Annotated in this window: 2 protein-coding genes; one reads left to right on the plus strand and one right to left on the minus strand. The window is 35.8% G+C overall.

Annotated elements, in window-relative coordinates; genetic code table 11:
• Positions 1-191 (minus strand): hypothetical protein (locus V7014_RS21820; protein ID WP_335510283.1); only part of this gene is annotated, 191 nt, incomplete at its 3' end.
• Between the two features lie 190 nt (positions 192-381).
• Between V7014_RS21820 and sigK the strand changes: the two genes are divergently transcribed.
• Positions 382-1,095: an RNA polymerase sporulation sigma factor SigK gene (sigK, locus tag V7014_RS21825; RefSeq protein ID WP_335510285.1), complete on the plus strand. Its 714-nt coding sequence runs from the start codon at positions 382-384 to the stop codon at positions 1,093-1,095.
• Positions 1,096-1,125 lie beyond the last annotated feature (30 nt).

Genomic DNA, 1,125 nt, shown 5'->3' on the forward strand with positions numbered 1-1,125 from the left:
AATAAAATAATAAAAATAATGATGAAAAACGCGTATGCGCCACCTCCTCCATAGAACGGTACAGGTCCTGGAGGTATCGGTGGTGGAATTGGTGCAGGTGGCGGAATTGGCGCAGGTGGTGGTAACGGACATCCATAGCTTGGATAACCATAGCTAGGATATCCATATCCGTAACCATTTCCATAGCCCATATATAACCCTCCTTATATCTTCTTTCTATTAAAATATGTAACTAAGCCTGTATTGTTCCTGTTTCTGCTTGTCCCTGTAGCATCTAGTACAAGCCTTTTTTATAAAACAATTGTTGTACAGACACGATTACTATCCAACCAACATATTATTGTTTATAGGCGAATGTCTGAAATAAGTGGGGGTGATCTATTGTCTGGATTATTCATAGCACTTGGATACATTTTGAAGGAGCTTGTCATTCTCGTATCATATGTAAAAAACAATGCTTTTCCACAACCTTTGTCTGCAAAGGATGAACAGAAGTACTTAAAGTTAATGAGTAAAGGAGATTCCGAAGCACGCAACATATTAATTGAACATAATTTACGGCTTGTCGCTCATATTGTTAAGAAATTTGAAAACACAGGAGAAGAAACAGAAGATTTAATATCCATAGGTACAATCGGGCTAATTAAAGCCATAGAAAGCTATTCTGATGGAAAAGGAACGAAGCTAGCAACATATGCCGCGAGATGTATTGAAAATGAAATACTCATGCATTTACGAGCTACGAAAAAAACAAAAAAAGACGTTTCACTCCATGATCCAATCGGTCAAGATAAGGAAGGAAATGAAATATCTTTAATCGATGTCTTAAAATCTGAATCAGAAGATGTAATCGACACGATTCAATTAAATTTAGAAATTGAAAAAGTAAAAAAATATATTGATGTACTTGATGAAAGAGAAAAAGAAGTCATTGTTAATCGGTTTGGTCTTGGGCCTTTTAAAGAGAAAACACAACGAGAAATCGCTAAAGAATTAGGTATTTCTCGAAGCTATGTTTCAAGAATTGAAAAGCGAGCACTCATGAAAATGTTTCATGAATTCTATAGAGCGGAAAAGGAACGTAGGAAACTATAAAGTGATCCTTTAATCGGTTTCTTACTGGCG

Origin of the sequence: Bacillus sp. JJ722 (assembly GCF_036963345.1) — a bacterium.
GTDB lineage: Bacteria > Bacillota > Bacilli > Bacillales > DSM-1321 > Bacillus_AD.